The sequence below is a fragment of the Psychromonas arctica DSM 14288 genome (assembly GCF_000482725.1).
GTDB lineage: Bacteria > Pseudomonadota > Gammaproteobacteria > Enterobacterales > Psychromonadaceae > Psychromonas > Psychromonas arctica.
The window spans coordinates 105,458-120,022 of record NZ_AXWP01000025.1; the positions used below are offsets into that span (position 1 = coordinate 105,458).

15 protein-coding genes are annotated in these 14,565 nt (G+C 36.4%); 3 read left to right on the plus strand and 12 right to left on the minus strand.

Annotation, left to right across the window (positions count from 1 at the left end):
• Positions 1-16: 16 nt before the first annotated feature.
• The 3 genes from H592_RS0104140 to H592_RS0104150 form a co-directional block, all read right to left on the minus strand.
• Positions 17-241, minus strand: coding sequence for a DUF2835 domain-containing protein (locus H592_RS0104140; RefSeq protein ID WP_028867660.1), 225 nt, complete (start codon positions 239-241; stop codon positions 17-19).
• Positions 222-1,010: a methyltransferase domain-containing protein gene (locus H592_RS0104145; protein WP_028867661.1), complete on the minus strand. Its 789-nt coding sequence runs from the start codon at positions 1,008-1,010 to the stop codon at positions 222-224. Before H592_RS0104145 ends, H592_RS0104140 begins: the two co-directional genes overlap by 20 nt.
• Positions 1,011-1,216: 206 nt before the next feature.
• Positions 1,217-2,704 carry a RimK family protein gene (locus tag H592_RS0104150; protein WP_028867662.1) on the minus strand — a complete coding sequence of 496 codons (1,488 nt, stop codon included), beginning with the start codon at positions 2,702-2,704 and terminating at the stop codon, positions 1,217-1,219.
• 65 nt (positions 2,705-2,769) lie between these two features.
• Here H592_RS0104150 and H592_RS0104155 point away from each other — a divergent pair, with 65 nt between their 5' ends.
• Both H592_RS0104155 and H592_RS21455 read left to right on the plus strand, forming a co-directional pair.
• Complete coding sequence (locus H592_RS0104155) at positions 2,770-3,210, plus strand: GNAT family N-acetyltransferase (protein WP_028867663.1); 441 nt, start codon at positions 2,770-2,772, stop codon at positions 3,208-3,210.
• A 19-nt stretch (positions 3,211-3,229) separates the two neighbouring features.
• Positions 3,230-4,000: an ElyC/SanA/YdcF family protein gene (locus H592_RS21455; RefSeq protein ID WP_051368964.1), complete on the plus strand. Its 771-nt coding sequence runs from the start codon at positions 3,230-3,232 to the stop codon at positions 3,998-4,000.
• A 428-nt stretch (positions 4,001-4,428) separates the two neighbouring features.
• Here H592_RS21455 and H592_RS0104165 read toward each other — a convergent pair whose 3' ends face one another.
• From H592_RS0104165 to H592_RS0104205, 9 genes are all read right to left on the minus strand, one after another.
• Entirely contained in the window at positions 4,429-4,611 is a 183-nt protein-coding gene (locus H592_RS0104165) for a DUF1737 domain-containing protein (protein WP_028867664.1), read from the minus strand.
• Positions 4,612-4,832: 221 nt separating this feature from the next.
• A complete protein-coding gene (thiI, locus tag H592_RS0104170) occupies positions 4,833-6,287 on the minus strand; it encodes a tRNA uracil 4-sulfurtransferase ThiI (protein WP_028867665.1) in 1,455 nt (484 codons plus the stop codon).
• A 76-nt stretch (positions 6,288-6,363) separates the two neighbouring features.
• Positions 6,364-6,900 carry a YaeQ family protein gene (locus tag H592_RS0104175; protein WP_028867666.1) on the minus strand — a complete coding sequence of 179 codons (537 nt, stop codon included), beginning with the start codon at positions 6,898-6,900 and terminating at the stop codon, positions 6,364-6,366.
• A gap of 69 nt (positions 6,901-6,969) precedes the next feature.
• Positions 6,970-8,073 (minus strand): 3-isopropylmalate dehydrogenase, encoded by a 1,104-nt coding sequence (gene leuB / locus H592_RS0104180; protein WP_028867667.1) that lies wholly within the window; start codon positions 8,071-8,073, stop codon positions 6,970-6,972.
• A gap of 204 nt (positions 8,074-8,277) precedes the next feature.
• A complete protein-coding gene (locus tag H592_RS0104185) occupies positions 8,278-9,033 on the minus strand; it encodes a Nif3-like dinuclear metal center hexameric protein (RefSeq protein ID WP_028867668.1) in 756 nt (251 codons plus the stop codon).
• A 173-nt stretch (positions 9,034-9,206) separates the two neighbouring features.
• Positions 9,207-10,946, minus strand: coding sequence for a NosD domain-containing protein (locus tag H592_RS0104190; protein WP_028867669.1), 1,740 nt, complete (start codon positions 10,944-10,946; stop codon positions 9,207-9,209).
• Positions 10,947-11,570: 624 nt separating this feature from the next.
• Positions 11,571-12,860: a phosphate regulon sensor histidine kinase PhoR gene (phoR, locus tag H592_RS0104195; RefSeq protein ID WP_028867670.1), complete on the minus strand. Its 1,290-nt coding sequence runs from the start codon at positions 12,858-12,860 to the stop codon at positions 11,571-11,573.
• Positions 12,861-12,949: 89 nt separating this feature from the next.
• A complete protein-coding gene (phoB, locus tag H592_RS0104200; protein ID WP_028867671.1) occupies positions 12,950-13,633 on the minus strand; it encodes a phosphate regulon transcriptional regulator PhoB in 684 nt (227 codons plus the stop codon).
• A gap of 197 nt (positions 13,634-13,830) precedes the next feature.
• Positions 13,831-14,205 carry an EAL domain-containing protein gene (locus tag H592_RS0104205; protein WP_084296196.1) on the minus strand — a complete coding sequence of 125 codons (375 nt, stop codon included), beginning with the start codon at positions 14,203-14,205 and terminating at the stop codon, positions 13,831-13,833.
• Positions 14,206-14,271: 66 nt separating this feature from the next.
• On the opposite strand from H592_RS0104205, the gene H592_RS0104210 reads away from it, so the two are divergent.
• Positions 14,272-14,565 (plus strand): helix-turn-helix domain-containing protein (locus tag H592_RS0104210; protein ID WP_028867673.1); only part of this gene is annotated, 294 nt, incomplete at its 3' end.

Below are 14,565 nucleotides of genomic sequence, written 5' to 3' on the forward strand. Positions count from 1 at the left end.
AATCGTTAGTATTATCTTAATTATATAAACAAATAAGCTTTTGAAATTTATTGTCATCATTTAACTGTAATTCAAAATATCCACGCACACCTAGCTGAGTAAAAAAAGGGACAAAACGCATCGCAGGTAACTGCAACATTGCGCCTTGTTCGCTACGCACTTTCACTACCGTATTAGGAACACGATATAATTTTTCAAACTCTTGGTAACTGATGCTTATTCTAAAATGATACTGCTTCATTACAACTCCTAGTAATGGTCAAGTGAGTATAACGTCCTAATGACGCATAAGGTTCGTGTTGACAATACTTCAGTTCCATTGCCAATAACTGTTCAAAATTATGTTCAGAAAAGTCTGCAGATTTCATATAATCATGTAAAACGCGGACGCCGGTTTTTTTTATGACAGACATGTTTGCACGTTTAAGCCAATCAAGTACATCGGCTTCAAATAAGGGATTCGTAGGTGATAAGCGCACTACCTTTTTCCGTGGCATGCCTAACGCGACAAAATTCAAATTACCCGATACTAAATTAAAGAAACGTTGTGCCTCTTTGTTGTAAAACATCAATGACACTAAGCCATCATCATTGAGCCAGTTTAATAAACTATGTAAGGTCAATTCAGGTTCAGCTAACCACTCTAATACCGCATGATTTAGAATCAAATCAAACTGTCCCTCAATATGTTCATTTAACGCTTGAATCGCACAATGTAATACGGTTACATTGTTTTTATAGGGTTTATCCGCTAATTGTTGTTTAGCGACCGTAAGTAACTCACCAGAAATATCACATAACACCACTTGATGACCTAAAGCAGCTAGTTTTTGACTAAAATAACCAAAACCACCGCCAGCATCTAAAATACGTAATGTTGGTTTGTTTAATCGCTGCATGCACGCTAACAACTCTCGCCAAACAACCTCTTTTCGGATTGCACCTTTATCGCTTCCATAAATATTATTAATAAATTTTTGTGCTATAGGGTCAAAATTATGATCAATCACTAAATTATATTCTCATCTTTATTGGTTTTTGTTAAAGGGAGGAGGCGCTTAAAATTGCCTTTATTTACCTAAATTAACGTGACTTATTTGAATTAACAGCATTTTCCTTAAAAATTGCACTTATTATGCAAACATAAACTAAAAAGCAGGCATAAAAAAGAGGCAGCTGTATTATCAATACAGCTGCCTCTTATAATAAATTAACGTTATTTTTTAGATTTCATCTGCTCAATAAACCAAGTGATAATGCGATCATACAACTTATCACCTAAGAAATCATCTTCGACTTGATGGTCGATACTAGGGTTATCATTTACTTCAACGACGTAAACATTACCTTGTTCATCTTCTTTTAAATCAACGCCATATAATCCATTCCCAACGCCGTTAGCAGCGGCTATTGCGACCTTTTTAACCTTTTCTGGCACGTCTTCAAAAGCTAAAGTAACAGAGTCACCACTAAATTGGTCGCTGTCTTTATCTTTTTCATGATTGTATATTTGCCAATGGTTTTCACTCATAAAATACTTACAAGCAAACAAGCCTTCACCGCCTAATACACCAACTCGCCAATCGTATTTTGTATAGAGAAATTTTTGTACCAGGATCAAGTCACTTTTTTTCAGCATTTGTTCGAGCACAACTTTCAATTGATCAACATCATCAACTTTTTTAACGCCGATACTAAAAGATCCATCGGGGATCTTTACCACCAGCGGAAAACCAAATTCATTAATTAATGCGTTTAATACTGATGCTTTAGCGCTTGAGACAAATCGCCCTGGAATACCAGGTAGTTTTAAACGGTCTAATAGATTAGCCATAAAAATTTTATTAGTGCATTTTAAAATAGAATTGGGATCATCCAGTACAACAATCCCTTCCGAGGCTGCCACTTTTGAAAACTTATAAGTATGGTTACTAATCGAAGTTGTTTCACGAATGAATAACCCATCGAATTCATTTATTCTAGCAAAATCCTTTTTCGTAATTAACTCTGAATAAACAGCGTGTCTTTCACAAGATCCCATAAATTTTTCAATGGCTATCTTGTCACTGGGCGGCATTTTTTCTTCAGGGTTAACTAAAATAGCAAGGTCATAAAGGTACGCTTTTTGTTTTTTAGGTGTACGCCACATTCTATTGCTGTACTTTCCTAAAGCACTAGCAAAAAAGTCTTGCTCTAGGTCGGAGAGTTGGTTGATATTAACCGGTACAACGGAGTCAATCTGCCAGAAAGTATTTTGTATTAATGTCACCTCTAAAATCGGGCATGGGTAATACTCAAAAATTTGACGAGCAAGCTTATCGAAGCCTTTTATTTGCGATTTACTGAAATAAACTTTAAAGCTTAATTTCTTAATGTCACCTTCTTGCTTAAGAAATTTACTACTTATATTAGTAGTGATCTGCTGTAACGCATCAAGATCATTAATGTATAAACTTTTTTTACTGAGATCATTGATTGTTTTTAAATTGGGTAATACTTTATGGTTTCTCGCTTCCGCTAAGAGACTACAATAGTACCCATGAGACAAATACTTATACTTTCTTGATAAGTTTAAAACCCTAAGATTTTTAGCATTTTGGTATTGTTGATCAAATAAGTAACTATCGGTTGTTACCACTTGTTCAGTAGGAAAAAACGGTTGCCAATCTTCTATTTTATCAACGACTACAATAAAGTTATCCACAAAATTTCCTCTCCTATATAATTGAGCCGATTCTGAACCTAAAGGATTAATAAGGAAAGTTAAATATGCAGTATCGTAAGGCAAAAATAGAAGATATTAAGCGCTTGCTGGACATTGAAAATTTAAATTTTAATTATGACCAGCTGACCCGTAGAAATTTTCATTATTTTATACAACAAGGTCACTGTGACCTTATTATGCAGCTAAGAAACAATACAATAAGCGCATACGGGTTATTGCTTTACCGTAAAGGCAGCAACAGGGCTCGTTTATATTCATTGGCAGTTCACCCTGACTTTCACGGCCAAGGTTGTGGTGAAAAATTGATGCGCGAGCTAGAACAAGTTGCACAGCATCATCAGCGCCATTTGATTAGATTAGAAGTGAAGGTAAGCAATACTAATGCTATAAGGTTGTATCAAAAAATAGGCTATGTACAGTTCAATATCAAACCCGCTTATTACGCTGATGGTCAAGATGCATTATGTTTTGAAAAGAAATTATAAGATTTAATAAAGGTCATACATGATATTTGTATTAAAAAAATGGATTGGAGGGTTATTAATGCCACTGCCCTTCTCTTTATTATTATTATTAGTCAGTTTATTACTGCTTTTTTTTAGTCGACGTCAGCTATTAGCTAAAGTTCTCGCGTTATTTAGTTTCATCATTCTCTTTGTGTTCAGCTTATTACCAAGTGCTTATCACTTAGCAAAACCTCTAGAGCGCCAATATCCTCCATTGCTAGTTGCAGAACAATCTTTGGACTATATTCTAGTATTGGGTTCATCGGGTATAAATGATAAAAACTTGCCAATTACAGGACAACTTTCCGCAACGGCACTAAGTCGTTTTAGTGAAGCATTACGGCTCTATTATGCGAACCCTAATGCCATCCTTGTCGTTTCAGGCTCAGGCTTTGGAGATACAAAGAGCCATGCGCAATTATTACAAACACTGGCTTTAACATTTACAATACCTGAGCAAAGAATCATACGATTAGATAGCAGTAAGGACACACAACAAGAAGCGCAACAAATGTCTACACTGATACAAGGTAAAAAAGCAGCGCTAGTAACCTCAGCAACGCATATGCCAAGAGCCATGGCTTTATTCAGGCATTATAATCAATATCCAATAGCCGCACCGGCGATGTATATTGCTAAAGAAAACACACATAGTCTACCCACCTATTATTATATTCCATCGGCTTATCAGTTGTATAAATCACAAGTCGCTTTACACGAGTACCTCGGTTTTTTACAACAATGGTTGGTTAGGACACTAGCTGATTAAAATAATACCAATCTGGATAAATAAATGGTCTATTTAGGTGTTAGAGAAAATGGATGATAGCAAGGCGTTGATTGCAGTAACTAGTTATTCTTAACACAAAATAGTATGGAATAATTTTGAACAGCTTTAGGTGGCCCCTGAGTGGTGAAGAACAGGGTGTTCTGAATCAAATCAACAACGAAGCTAGGATTCATTTTAACAAGCATAAATGACTAGATAATTACTTAGACTGGCATAACTACCACTATAAGAGTAGAGCATAGATAAATAAGCCATAGAAACTAATGAGTGAAAAGCGAAAGATAAAATTTAAAGGTTTAGTGATATACAAAAGAGTCTGCAAGAGCAGACTTTATTTGACTATTATGTGGGTATTGAGCAACTGTTTTGATTGGCAATATATAGTAGTAAATAAGTAATTAACCCATTTAGACTAGTTGTGATGGCCTTTTAATTACAGCTTGCCCAACAACAACATGCTCACCATTAAAGGTCATGGTTGGTGAACCGTATAGTTCATAACCTTCACTTAATACTTTAGTGATTCGACTGCAAAACTCGGCGTCATCTTTACCCGTGATTAGTTTATAACTATCAATTGAATTTGGCATATTAATATCCTTTAATCGTGCTTATGAAGTCATTTCAGCATACGATGAATTAGCGTAAAGGCCTATTATTTATAGACAAAATTGTGAATAAACAGTGTGGATGACTAAAAATACGGCATTTAATCGGCCGTACTTAATGTATTTACCATCTCATCAAAGCATTTCAACATAAACAATAATATACGAAGGCGTATATAAAGTTTTATTGCGTCATGTAAAAGTTAAGGACGATACACTTTCACATTATTGAAACCCGCTTCTTTCAAATACAAAGCTTGTAATTGACTCATCACACCACGGTCACAATACAGTAAATAAGTTTTATCTTGAGCAAGTGTTTCGAATTGGCTACCCAGTTTAAAGAAAGGAAGATGTTGTACTTCAACCCCATCTAACTGTAATGGCTTATCTTCTTGTTCATCGGCAGATCGAATATCCAACACAATATCATTAGTAGAGAAACCTGATACTGATTCGACTTCAGTCACTTGTTCTTTTGCTGCCGTTGCAATGTCTTTAATATCGAGAGTCTGCGCTTCAGCCACAACTTTATCAATTAATGACATATCAAAGTTAGCTTCTTCATTCTCAATCTTGCTCATCACCGCTTTAACCGTTGGACGCTGAGAGATAACACCACAGTACTCAGGAATCGTTTCAGAAATTTCTGCAGTACCAATTTCACGTGCACAATCAATAATCTCTTGTTTATCGGTTGCAACTAGCGGACGTAAGATCAGCATGTCAGTCACTTGGTCAATCACAGATAGGTTACGTAATGTTTGACTGGAAACTTGACCTAATGCTTCACCTGTTACCAATCCTTCAATTGCTAAATTATCAGCCACTTTGCGTGCAGCACGCATCATCATACGTTTCAGTACAACCCCCATTTGGCCGTTATCTACTTTTTCTAGGATTTCAGCAACAACAGGCTCAAAAGGCACAGAAACAAATTTCACACGATGAGAAGCACCAAAGCGTTCCCACAAATGATAAGCGACTTGCTTCACACCAATTTCATGAGCTGCACCGCCCAAATTAAAGAAGCAGTAATGTACACGAGAACCACGTTTCAATAATTTGTAACTAGAGACGCCTGAATCAAATCCACCGGAGATAAGGGATAACACTGATTCCTGTGTTCCTAGTGGGAAACCGCCTAAGCCTTTATAACGTTGATCAACCATGAATAATTTATTTTCATTAATTTCAATGTTAACAGTAACGTCAGGATTTTTTAATTTAACTGAAAGCGCATCCGTATGCTGATTTAAACCACCACCAACATAACGTTCTACTTCATTTGAGCCGAAATCATGGGTACCGATACGCTTAGCACGAACACAAAATGTTTTACCCGCTAAACTTTCACCAAAACTGACTTTAGTTTGTTCGTAAATATCATGAATATCGGTAAAAGTACTTTCGCTTACTTCTAAAAAATGTGCAATACCAGGTGTACTTTGCAAATAATGAATCACCTTCGCTTTATTATCAGGATCATTATTTTCGCTGCGTACAATAATTTTATCCCACTCTAAAATCACTTTTATTTCTTCATCATGACGAGTAAGTACGTTACGGATATTGCCTTGTAACATTTTGCTGAAGCGCTTGCGCACAGGTTTACTTTTCATCATAATTTCTGGAAAAAGTTTGACGATAAATTTCATGGGTACCACTCTTGAATTCAGGACTGTAATAATTTTGAAGTGCGAATTATACGCACTACATTGTTGTGCGCAATCTTTACTCGGGCTGTAATCGTTTTAAGTTGATTTCACAACTGCCTTTATTGGCTGCAATATACAAAACATTGTCAGTAATCGTCATACTAAAATCCATTGTACGTTCAACTAAAGCGGCCAAAACTTGAATTTGCTCAAATTCAAATTGAAACACTTCTGCATTAATAGTAGCAAAATCTTTTTTTGACTGTTTCCACCACACACCAGATTTAGTGTTGAACGTATAAACGATTGTCTGTTTAGCTTGTCGACTAGCTTTTTTAATACGATCAAAAGCAGGTTCACCGACATCAATCCATAACAAAAATTCATCGCTATAATTTTTAGCCCAAATATCTGGGTCATCGGCCTCACTCAAGCCTTTAGTGAAACTTAAAAACTCTTGGTTATTAAGTACAAATGCAAGAATACGTGTCACCATGCGTTCCGTTGTTTCCGATGGGTGTTGTGCAATAGTTAACGGAATAGTTTCATAAACATCTTGATCTAAATTAGAAACATTAATGTTCATTTTAAAAATAGTAGGCTTTAACGCCATGATCTTTCTCCAAAAAAAAACCACGTTATAAAACGTGGTTTAAAATTATTTAATCACTTGATAAAATGATTATACAGGCATTTTCGCCAATTCTTCACATACCATATCACCAAACTCAGCAGTACTAACTAAATTTGCTTCACCTGGCTTAGATAGGTCTGATGTTGAGTAACCATTTTCAAATACGCTTTGCATTGCATTCCAAAGGTTTTTAGCTTCTTTTTCCATACCAAAGCTCATCTCTAACATCAGCGCCACAGAACCGATCATTGAGTATGGGTTTGCAATACCTTTACCAGCGATATCTGGCGCAGAACCATGAGATGGTTCGTAGTAAGATTTTTCAGGGCCTTTACACGCAGAAGGCATTAGGCCTAAAGAACCTAAAATACCACCGCCTTGGTCACTTAAAATATCACCAAACATGTTTTCCATTACCATTACGTCAAACATAGTTGGTTTTAGACATAGGTATGTCGCAGCAGCATCAACTAAAATGTTGATCACTTCCACTTCAGGGAAGTTTTTGCTTTCTTCTTCTACGATTTCATTCCATAAAACGCTTGATTTTAACACGTTTGATTTATGGATATTGTGCATCACTTTTTTACGTTTCATTGAAACTTCAAAACCAACACGAACGATTTGACGGATTTGATCTTCATCGTATTCTAATACTTCACGAACAAAACGTTTACCATCAGCATTTACGCCAGTTTCTTTTTCACCAAAGTATAAGCCACCTACTAGTTCACGAATTAACATGATATCAATACCTTCACCCACTACCGACTCTTTTAATGGAGAAAAGTGAGCTAGGCCTTTTGGTAAGTAAACAGGGCGGAAGTTAGCATAGGTATTGTAACGACGACGTAATGGCAATAAAGCACCACGTTCAGGTTGCTCATCTACAGGAATTTTTTTAGAGTCTTCATGATTTAAACCAATTGTCCCTTTTAGAATTGCATCAGCTTTGTCACAAGCTGCTTTAGTTTCTTCAGGGAAAGCTTTACCAGTAGCAAAATAAGCAGCGGCACCAAATAAAACGTCGTTTAATTCAAAGTTAACATCTGCATTACGCTGTTCAACTAACTTTAAAACTTTTACTGCCTCTTTCATTACTTCAGGACCGATACCGTCACCTGCTAGTAAAGCAATGTTATATGTTGTCATTTTTTTTCCCTAAATGAATTATCGAATTGTATTTATACTCGTCATTTTTTAACCTTAAGCCTAGAATCTTTTCAACTCACAGCTTGCTGGTTTTTAGATCTTGAATAATAACGGGTAAGCATGCTTGGCATAATAAAGTAAAAGCACACTAAGTTTCAATTTTTGAAACACTTTTTTAGCATATTTAAGCAAAATAAGTGAATATTAAACAGGATTATCAATATCTATAAAGATCACATCAAGATCCATTTCTACAGCTAACCATTCACCTAAGGCTTTTACGCCATAACGTTCCGTTGCATGATGCCCCGCCGCAAAGTAATGAATCCCCATTTCTTTAGCAATATGCGTAGTACGTTCAGATATCTCGCCGCTAATAAATGCATCAATCCCTTGTTCTGCAGCAATAGTAATGTAATCCTGTCCGCCACCTGTACACCAAGCAATGGTTTTAATCTCTGGTTTACCACCATCTATCCATAAAGGGGCTCGTTGCAACTGTTGGGTAATAGAGGCAACCAGTGTTTGTGGCGTAATCGCATTTTCAAATTTCCCAACTCGGCCTACACTGCGTTTATCCCAAGGTTCAAGTGGTCGTCTATCAATAATATTGAGTAGTTCAGCCAATTGTTTATTGTTGCCTAATTCAGGATGTACATCTAAGGGTAAATGGTAGGCATAAAGATTGATGCCATTCTCTATCAGCGCTTTAATGCGATGATATTTCATGCCAACAATTTGTTGTGCTTCCCCCTTCCAGAAAAAACCGTGATGCACTAAAATTGCATCCGCATTATGGGCAATAGCCGCATCAATTAATGCCTGATTAGCAGTAACCCCGGTCACCACTTTTTTGACTTGCTCACGGCCCTCTATTTGTAGACCATTAGGGCAATAATCTTTAAATTGATGTATTTCTAAAAACTGATCCAGCTTATTAGCAAGTTTACGGTTATTCATAGTATTCACTTTTCTTGATGTATTTAATGGGGAATTTGATCATTATAAAAATAAATTAGACTTCATAAAATAGGCTAATATTGGTTCGTTAGCCTTTGTTGTTCATAATCAAATTGTTACCCATAATAAAATGGTTTTTCATCATAAAATGTTCTGCATAATGAAAGCAAGAATCACTTTGATTCAAACGCACCAATGTCCGGCGCTAGACCATTATAAGAGAGAGAAATTAAGTCGCCTTTTCCCCAAGTTATGTTTTTATCTAGGTATATTTTATTAGACAGCCTATCAATTTTTACAATTGTTGCAACTTGTGGCTTTTTAGATGCGATTGACGCTGAGCGAACCATAATTTGATCCCCTGTTTCATTAGTAATCCCTGCTCCGTCGTAAAAGAACTGACTATCTTGTACTTGAAAACTATCCCCCTCCCCCGTTGCGCTTATGATTTTACTTAGATGTAGGCCAGTATCAAGCATCGGGCTGTCGGTTGATAATCTATAATCATGCTGTTTTTGATTAACAAACAAGGGATCACTGGCTAAGGTGTCCTTAAAGCGAACCGGTATAAAGCTGCCTTCAAAGTCATACACGCTCATCTCGCGTGGATTTGCCCACAAACCAATCACTTTATCACTGAGGTGACTACCGATATTGTTATTAACAAACCATTCATCCCCCTCTTTTTGCCGAAACAGTAGTTGTTTTGCATTGTTATCACTGCATTGGCTTGCACCTAATCCTTGATTATTCCAGAGAATATTATTTATAAACTGATTATCTGTAAATTTTTCTATTTCACTGCCAATGGCAATACCAACACACCAGTTATCATGAAAAGTATTGTGATAAATACGATTGCTATAGTTATAGGTTGCTTCTGGTCGATAGCTAGCAAGGCTGAATCCTACATTGGTATGATAAAAAGTATTAAAACGGATCAAACCATGTTGACCAGCATATTGGATCCCGTTACCTCCACTTGCAGAATAATAGCGTACGGCATCTTTAAACACATTATGCTCAATCAAGTTATATTGGCTTGCATCTAAGACTGCACTTTGCTGCTTAAAGCGTCCATTACCATGCCAATTCATGGTGCCCTGTTCGCAATCGAATACCGCACCTAATTTTTGCTTTTTATTACTGAATACATTATCTCGAATAACATTGAAACTACCGCATTTAATATTCCAAACATCATGGCCAGCTAGATTCATTGTATTGCCTTGTACACGGTTATAATTTGCATGCACTAGTGATAATAGATCCGTGCCTTTTTGAAACAGGTTATTGATGATTTGATTGTGGTGACTAAAAGCAACATACAAACCGCCTCGTTTGCTTGCACTTCGCCCCTCATTATAAATACTTGAACCAGTGAACTTGTTATTAGTGAAAATATTATGGTGGGCATTTAAAAAGCGACCAAAACCAATGCTTTTATCGACGCTAATTCCATTCACTACAATGTATGACACTTCATCTAACCATATCGCACCATACTCTTCCCCATGATCAATAGAATTAACATTATAAAGTGTCACTTTTTCATTTTTATAGGCGCTAAACGCGATATAAGCCTTTGCATTACCCGATTTAGTGACATGTAAAGCTTGTTTAAAACGTCCTTCACGTAACAGAAATAGATCCCCTGCTTTCGCCATTTTATTAGCCGTTGATAAATTGCTAACAGCCAACCAATGTCCTTGCCCGCATTTACGAGTCGTTGGTTGATAACGTTCACAGCTTGTTTTCAATTTAGGATCAATAAACACATACCTTGAAAAGGCAGGCAGGTTAAATTGTTTTAATAGCGTATTAAAGGTGGGATCAGGCAAAGATTGAGCTTGGATAGAAGTCGTTAATAAGCCGCTAATGAAGAGCACCGAGCAATAAAATATTCGCAACATAAAGTATTCCTTTTGTAGCAGTCAATACCAATGAAAAATAATACAGCACTCAATACAATATATAATCTGGCTATATGAATTGGTTTGTAATGGTAGCAGTTTTAGCTGTAGTGCTATTTTATAGCAAAACGCAGTTAATGAAGTGCCTAAAATAATTTGAAGATAAATATCTTGTAACTACTCAGCACTCATTAAAACTGAGTGCTTTTTACCAAAATAAAAACGTAAATGCTCGGGGCTAAGCTATTTATGCTTAGTTCAAGGCGAAAAAGCGCAGTTTAGTGGTTTAAATGAGCATTTTTCAACGAAGAAATAGGCTTAAATAGAGACGGCCTGAGTAGTTACAATATCTTTTACTCTTGAGCTGTAATGCATGAAAGCTATAAATCATGTAATTTTACAAACAATATCGATTAAAAAATCATGTAGAGTCGATATTTTAGAGCAATGCCTTGTTTAATAAAATATTGGTTCAGACGTATTGATTTAAAATATGAAGTCTAAAAAGGCATTAATTATCGAGCTTGCTATTTAATAATGAATTCAAGTTTGAATCTAAAATAGCTTAAATCAACATAATAAAGCTTGCCTAAAACATTCTCGGGCAACAAATAACGTGACTATTTAACAAATATAGTTGTCTGGAATAATAAAGGAAAATTGACTGCCTTCCCCAACATGGCTTTCAATATGCAATTTACTGTCATAATGAGATAATGCATGCTTTACAATCGACAAACCTAGACCAGAGCCGCCTGTATCTCGAGATCTAGAGGCATCTACCCGATAAAAACGCTCGGTTAAATGTAAAATATGTTCAGGAGCAATCCCATCACCGGTATCCATCACGCAGAAATAAGCACCTTCCTGTACTCGCTTCCAGATCACCTTAATAGTGCCATTCTCTGGCGTATAATTAATGGCGTTATACACTAAGTTAGCTATCGCACTACGTAGTTGCATTTCATCGCCGACGACCGATAACTTAGGGTCTACTTTAAACGTGACAGTTTGTGATTTTTTACGCCCTAATGTGACCGCTTCATTTTCAACCTGTGTTAATAAAGCAGACATGTTGATACTTTCATGGAAATCTAAAGTCGCTGCCCCCTCTATTTTTGATAACGTCATCAATTGTTCAACTAATGCACACATACGTGCAGTTTGCTGATCTAGCACTTGAATGGTTTTTAATTGCATTTTGTCATCTTGCGCGCTCATCGCTAGCATTTCAATATACCCCTGTAAGACGGTAAGTGGCGTGCGTAGCTCGTGGGAAACATTAGCGACAAAATGGCGTCTATTTTCATCCATTTGACGATAACTAGTGACATCACGCACAATCAATAAGCGCTGATTTTTGGCATAGGGCATGACCCTAAATTCTAATACTTTTTCATGATTAATCGGGGAAAGTAAATCCAGTGGTTCGTTATAAACATCACTGCTTAAATATTCTACGAAATCAGGATGACGAATTAAGTTAGTAATATTCTCTCCCGCATCCTCAGGCCACTTAAAGCCTAATTGAAATTGGGCAAGACGATTACACCATACGATTTCACCGTCTTTTTTGAATACCACCACCGCATCAGGCAATGCTTCAGAACCTTCACGGAAACGGCTAATTACACTAGCTAAATTATTGCGGCGTTTACGGTGACGTTGCTGCATATTATGGATACCAATATAAGCATGTTCCCACACCGACTTACCGGGTGGTAAACGTGTACTTTTACTAATCCATAACCAATCATTTAACTTCTTTAAAAAATAATAATGCCAGCCGATATGTAACACTGTGGTCACTAATAATAATTCTAGTAATAATTCCGTTAATAGTCCCAAGATTAAAACGGGAACATAAACTAAGCACATTGCCCAAAATAGCTGCTTCCATGTATATACTTTCAAATGCGTCACTCTATATTAGGTGGCGGCTCACTTGTTAAGTGATTCCGTAATAACTCAATAATATTTTTAGATAATACTCAAGCTATTATCTATGAACGTGTAGAAAAGCGATACCCTGCTCCACGTACTGTTTGCACTAGATGGTCATGATCTGACAAGGCTTTACGTAAACGACGAATATGTACATCAACGGTGCGATCTTCTACATAAACATTCGTTCCCCAAACATTATTTAATAATTGCTCGCGACTATAAACACGCTCGGGATGTGTCATAAAGAAATGTAGTAATTTAAATTCTGTTGGTCCCATGTCTAATGGTGTATCACTTAAGGTTGCACGATGCGAAATAGGATCTAGCTTAAGTTTACCGACTTTGAGTGTATCATCGAGTGAAGTAGGGTTAACACGTCGCATCACAGTCTTAAGGCGTGCCATCAGTTCTTTTGGAGAAAAAGGCTTAGTGACATAATCATCGGCACCATTTTCTAAACCACGCACTTTATCTTCTTCTTCACCCCGTGCGGTTAACATCACTACGGGTATTTGGCGCAGGATCTCATCTTGCTTTAAAAATTTTAATAATTGAATACCACTTCCGCCAGGGAACATCCAATCTAATAAGATCAGGTCGGGGTAAGGTTCATGGAGGTGATCAAGTGCCGCTTGGTAATTGTCCGCTTCAAGAGTTTCATAGCCGTGTTGTTCCAATACAAAGCTCAACATATCTCTGATCGCGACCTCATCTTCAACCACTAAAATTCTACTTGCCATTAGGTTTACCTATTTATTGTTTGTGCTAAATGATGTCATTATCACTAGGCATTATGACATTTATATGACAATCACACATAAAGTGTCATAAAGCATCAAATTGATATTTAAACGAATAGTTTTAAATAATAAACATGGTATAAGACAAGTGATTTTTAGAAAAAAATGGGATATTAATTACACCTGATTTTAATTGCTCAAATTGCTTTTTTTATTAACTCTACTTTATATTCAGTATCACCAATAGCAAGATTAACTTCCGCTAAATCAAGCAACGATTGGTGACTAAAATAATATTCTTGAAATTGCAAAAACGGCATTGGTTTAGAGAACAAATAACCTTGACCAAATTGACAGCCTGCTTCTAGTAGGTACTGTTTTTGTTTTTCATTTTCAATACCCTCGGCAACAACTTGAATATTTAACTGTAGTGCTAACATGATCATCACTTTACATAAATCACGGCTATTACTCTCTGTTTCTAAACCATCTACAAAGGACTTATCAATTTTCAGAATATCAACATCCATCTTCTGTAAATAGGACAGAGAAGAGTAACCTATACCCGTGATCTTTGATAATGCTTTTCATTTGTAAAAAAAAATTGAAATTTAATTTTAAAAGATCACACTAAGGAAATGCAGATATCATTGACCGGCCAAGAGAAGCTAGCGTTAGAATCACGCCATAAAAAGTGCAGTGATAAACGGGAGTGCGACCGAATTAAAGCGATTCTATTATCGGATGAAGGTTGGTCAACGATAATGATTTCTCAGGCCCTACGAAAGCATCAATCCAGCATTGTTCGTCATTTAAATGAATATGCCGATAGTCAGAAGAAAACTTCAAATAATGGCGGCTCTGATAGTTACTTGGATAGTGCTCAAACCAAGCTGGTCATTAAGCACTTGACTGAAATAACTTACTTTCAT

Coding starts and splice junctions, on each gene's coding strand:
- leuB (WP_028867667.1), bottom strand. CDS start 8,073: ATGACAACATATAACATTGCTTTACTAGCAGGTGACGGTATCGGTCCT.
- H592_RS21455 (WP_051368964.1), top strand. CDS start 3,230: ATGATATTTGTATTAAAAAAATGGATTGGAGGGTTATTAATGCCACTG.
- H592_RS0104175 (WP_028867666.1), bottom strand. CDS start 6,900: ATGGCGTTAAAGCCTACTATTTTTAAAATGAACATTAATGTTTCTAAT.
- H592_RS0104155 (WP_028867663.1), top strand. CDS start 2,770: ATGCAGTATCGTAAGGCAAAAATAGAAGATATTAAGCGCTTGCTGGAC.
- phoB (WP_028867671.1), bottom strand. CDS start 13,633: ATGGCAAGTAGAATTTTAGTGGTTGAAGATGAGGTCGCGATCAGAGAT.
- thiI (WP_028867665.1), bottom strand. CDS start 6,287: ATGAAATTTATCGTCAAACTTTTTCCAGAAATTATGATGAAAAGTAAA.
- H592_RS0104165 (WP_028867664.1), bottom strand. CDS start 4,611: ATGCCAAATTCAATTGATAGTTATAAACTAATCACGGGTAAAGATGAC.
- H592_RS0104140 (WP_028867660.1), bottom strand. CDS start 241: ATGAAGCAGTATCATTTTAGAATAAGCATCAGTTACCAAGAGTTTGAA.
- H592_RS0104185 (WP_028867668.1), bottom strand. CDS start 9,033: ATGAATAACCGTAAACTTGCTAATAAGCTGGATCAGTTTTTAGAAATA.
- H592_RS0104190 (WP_028867669.1), bottom strand. CDS start 10,946: ATGTTGCGAATATTTTATTGCTCGGTGCTCTTCATTAGCGGCTTATTA.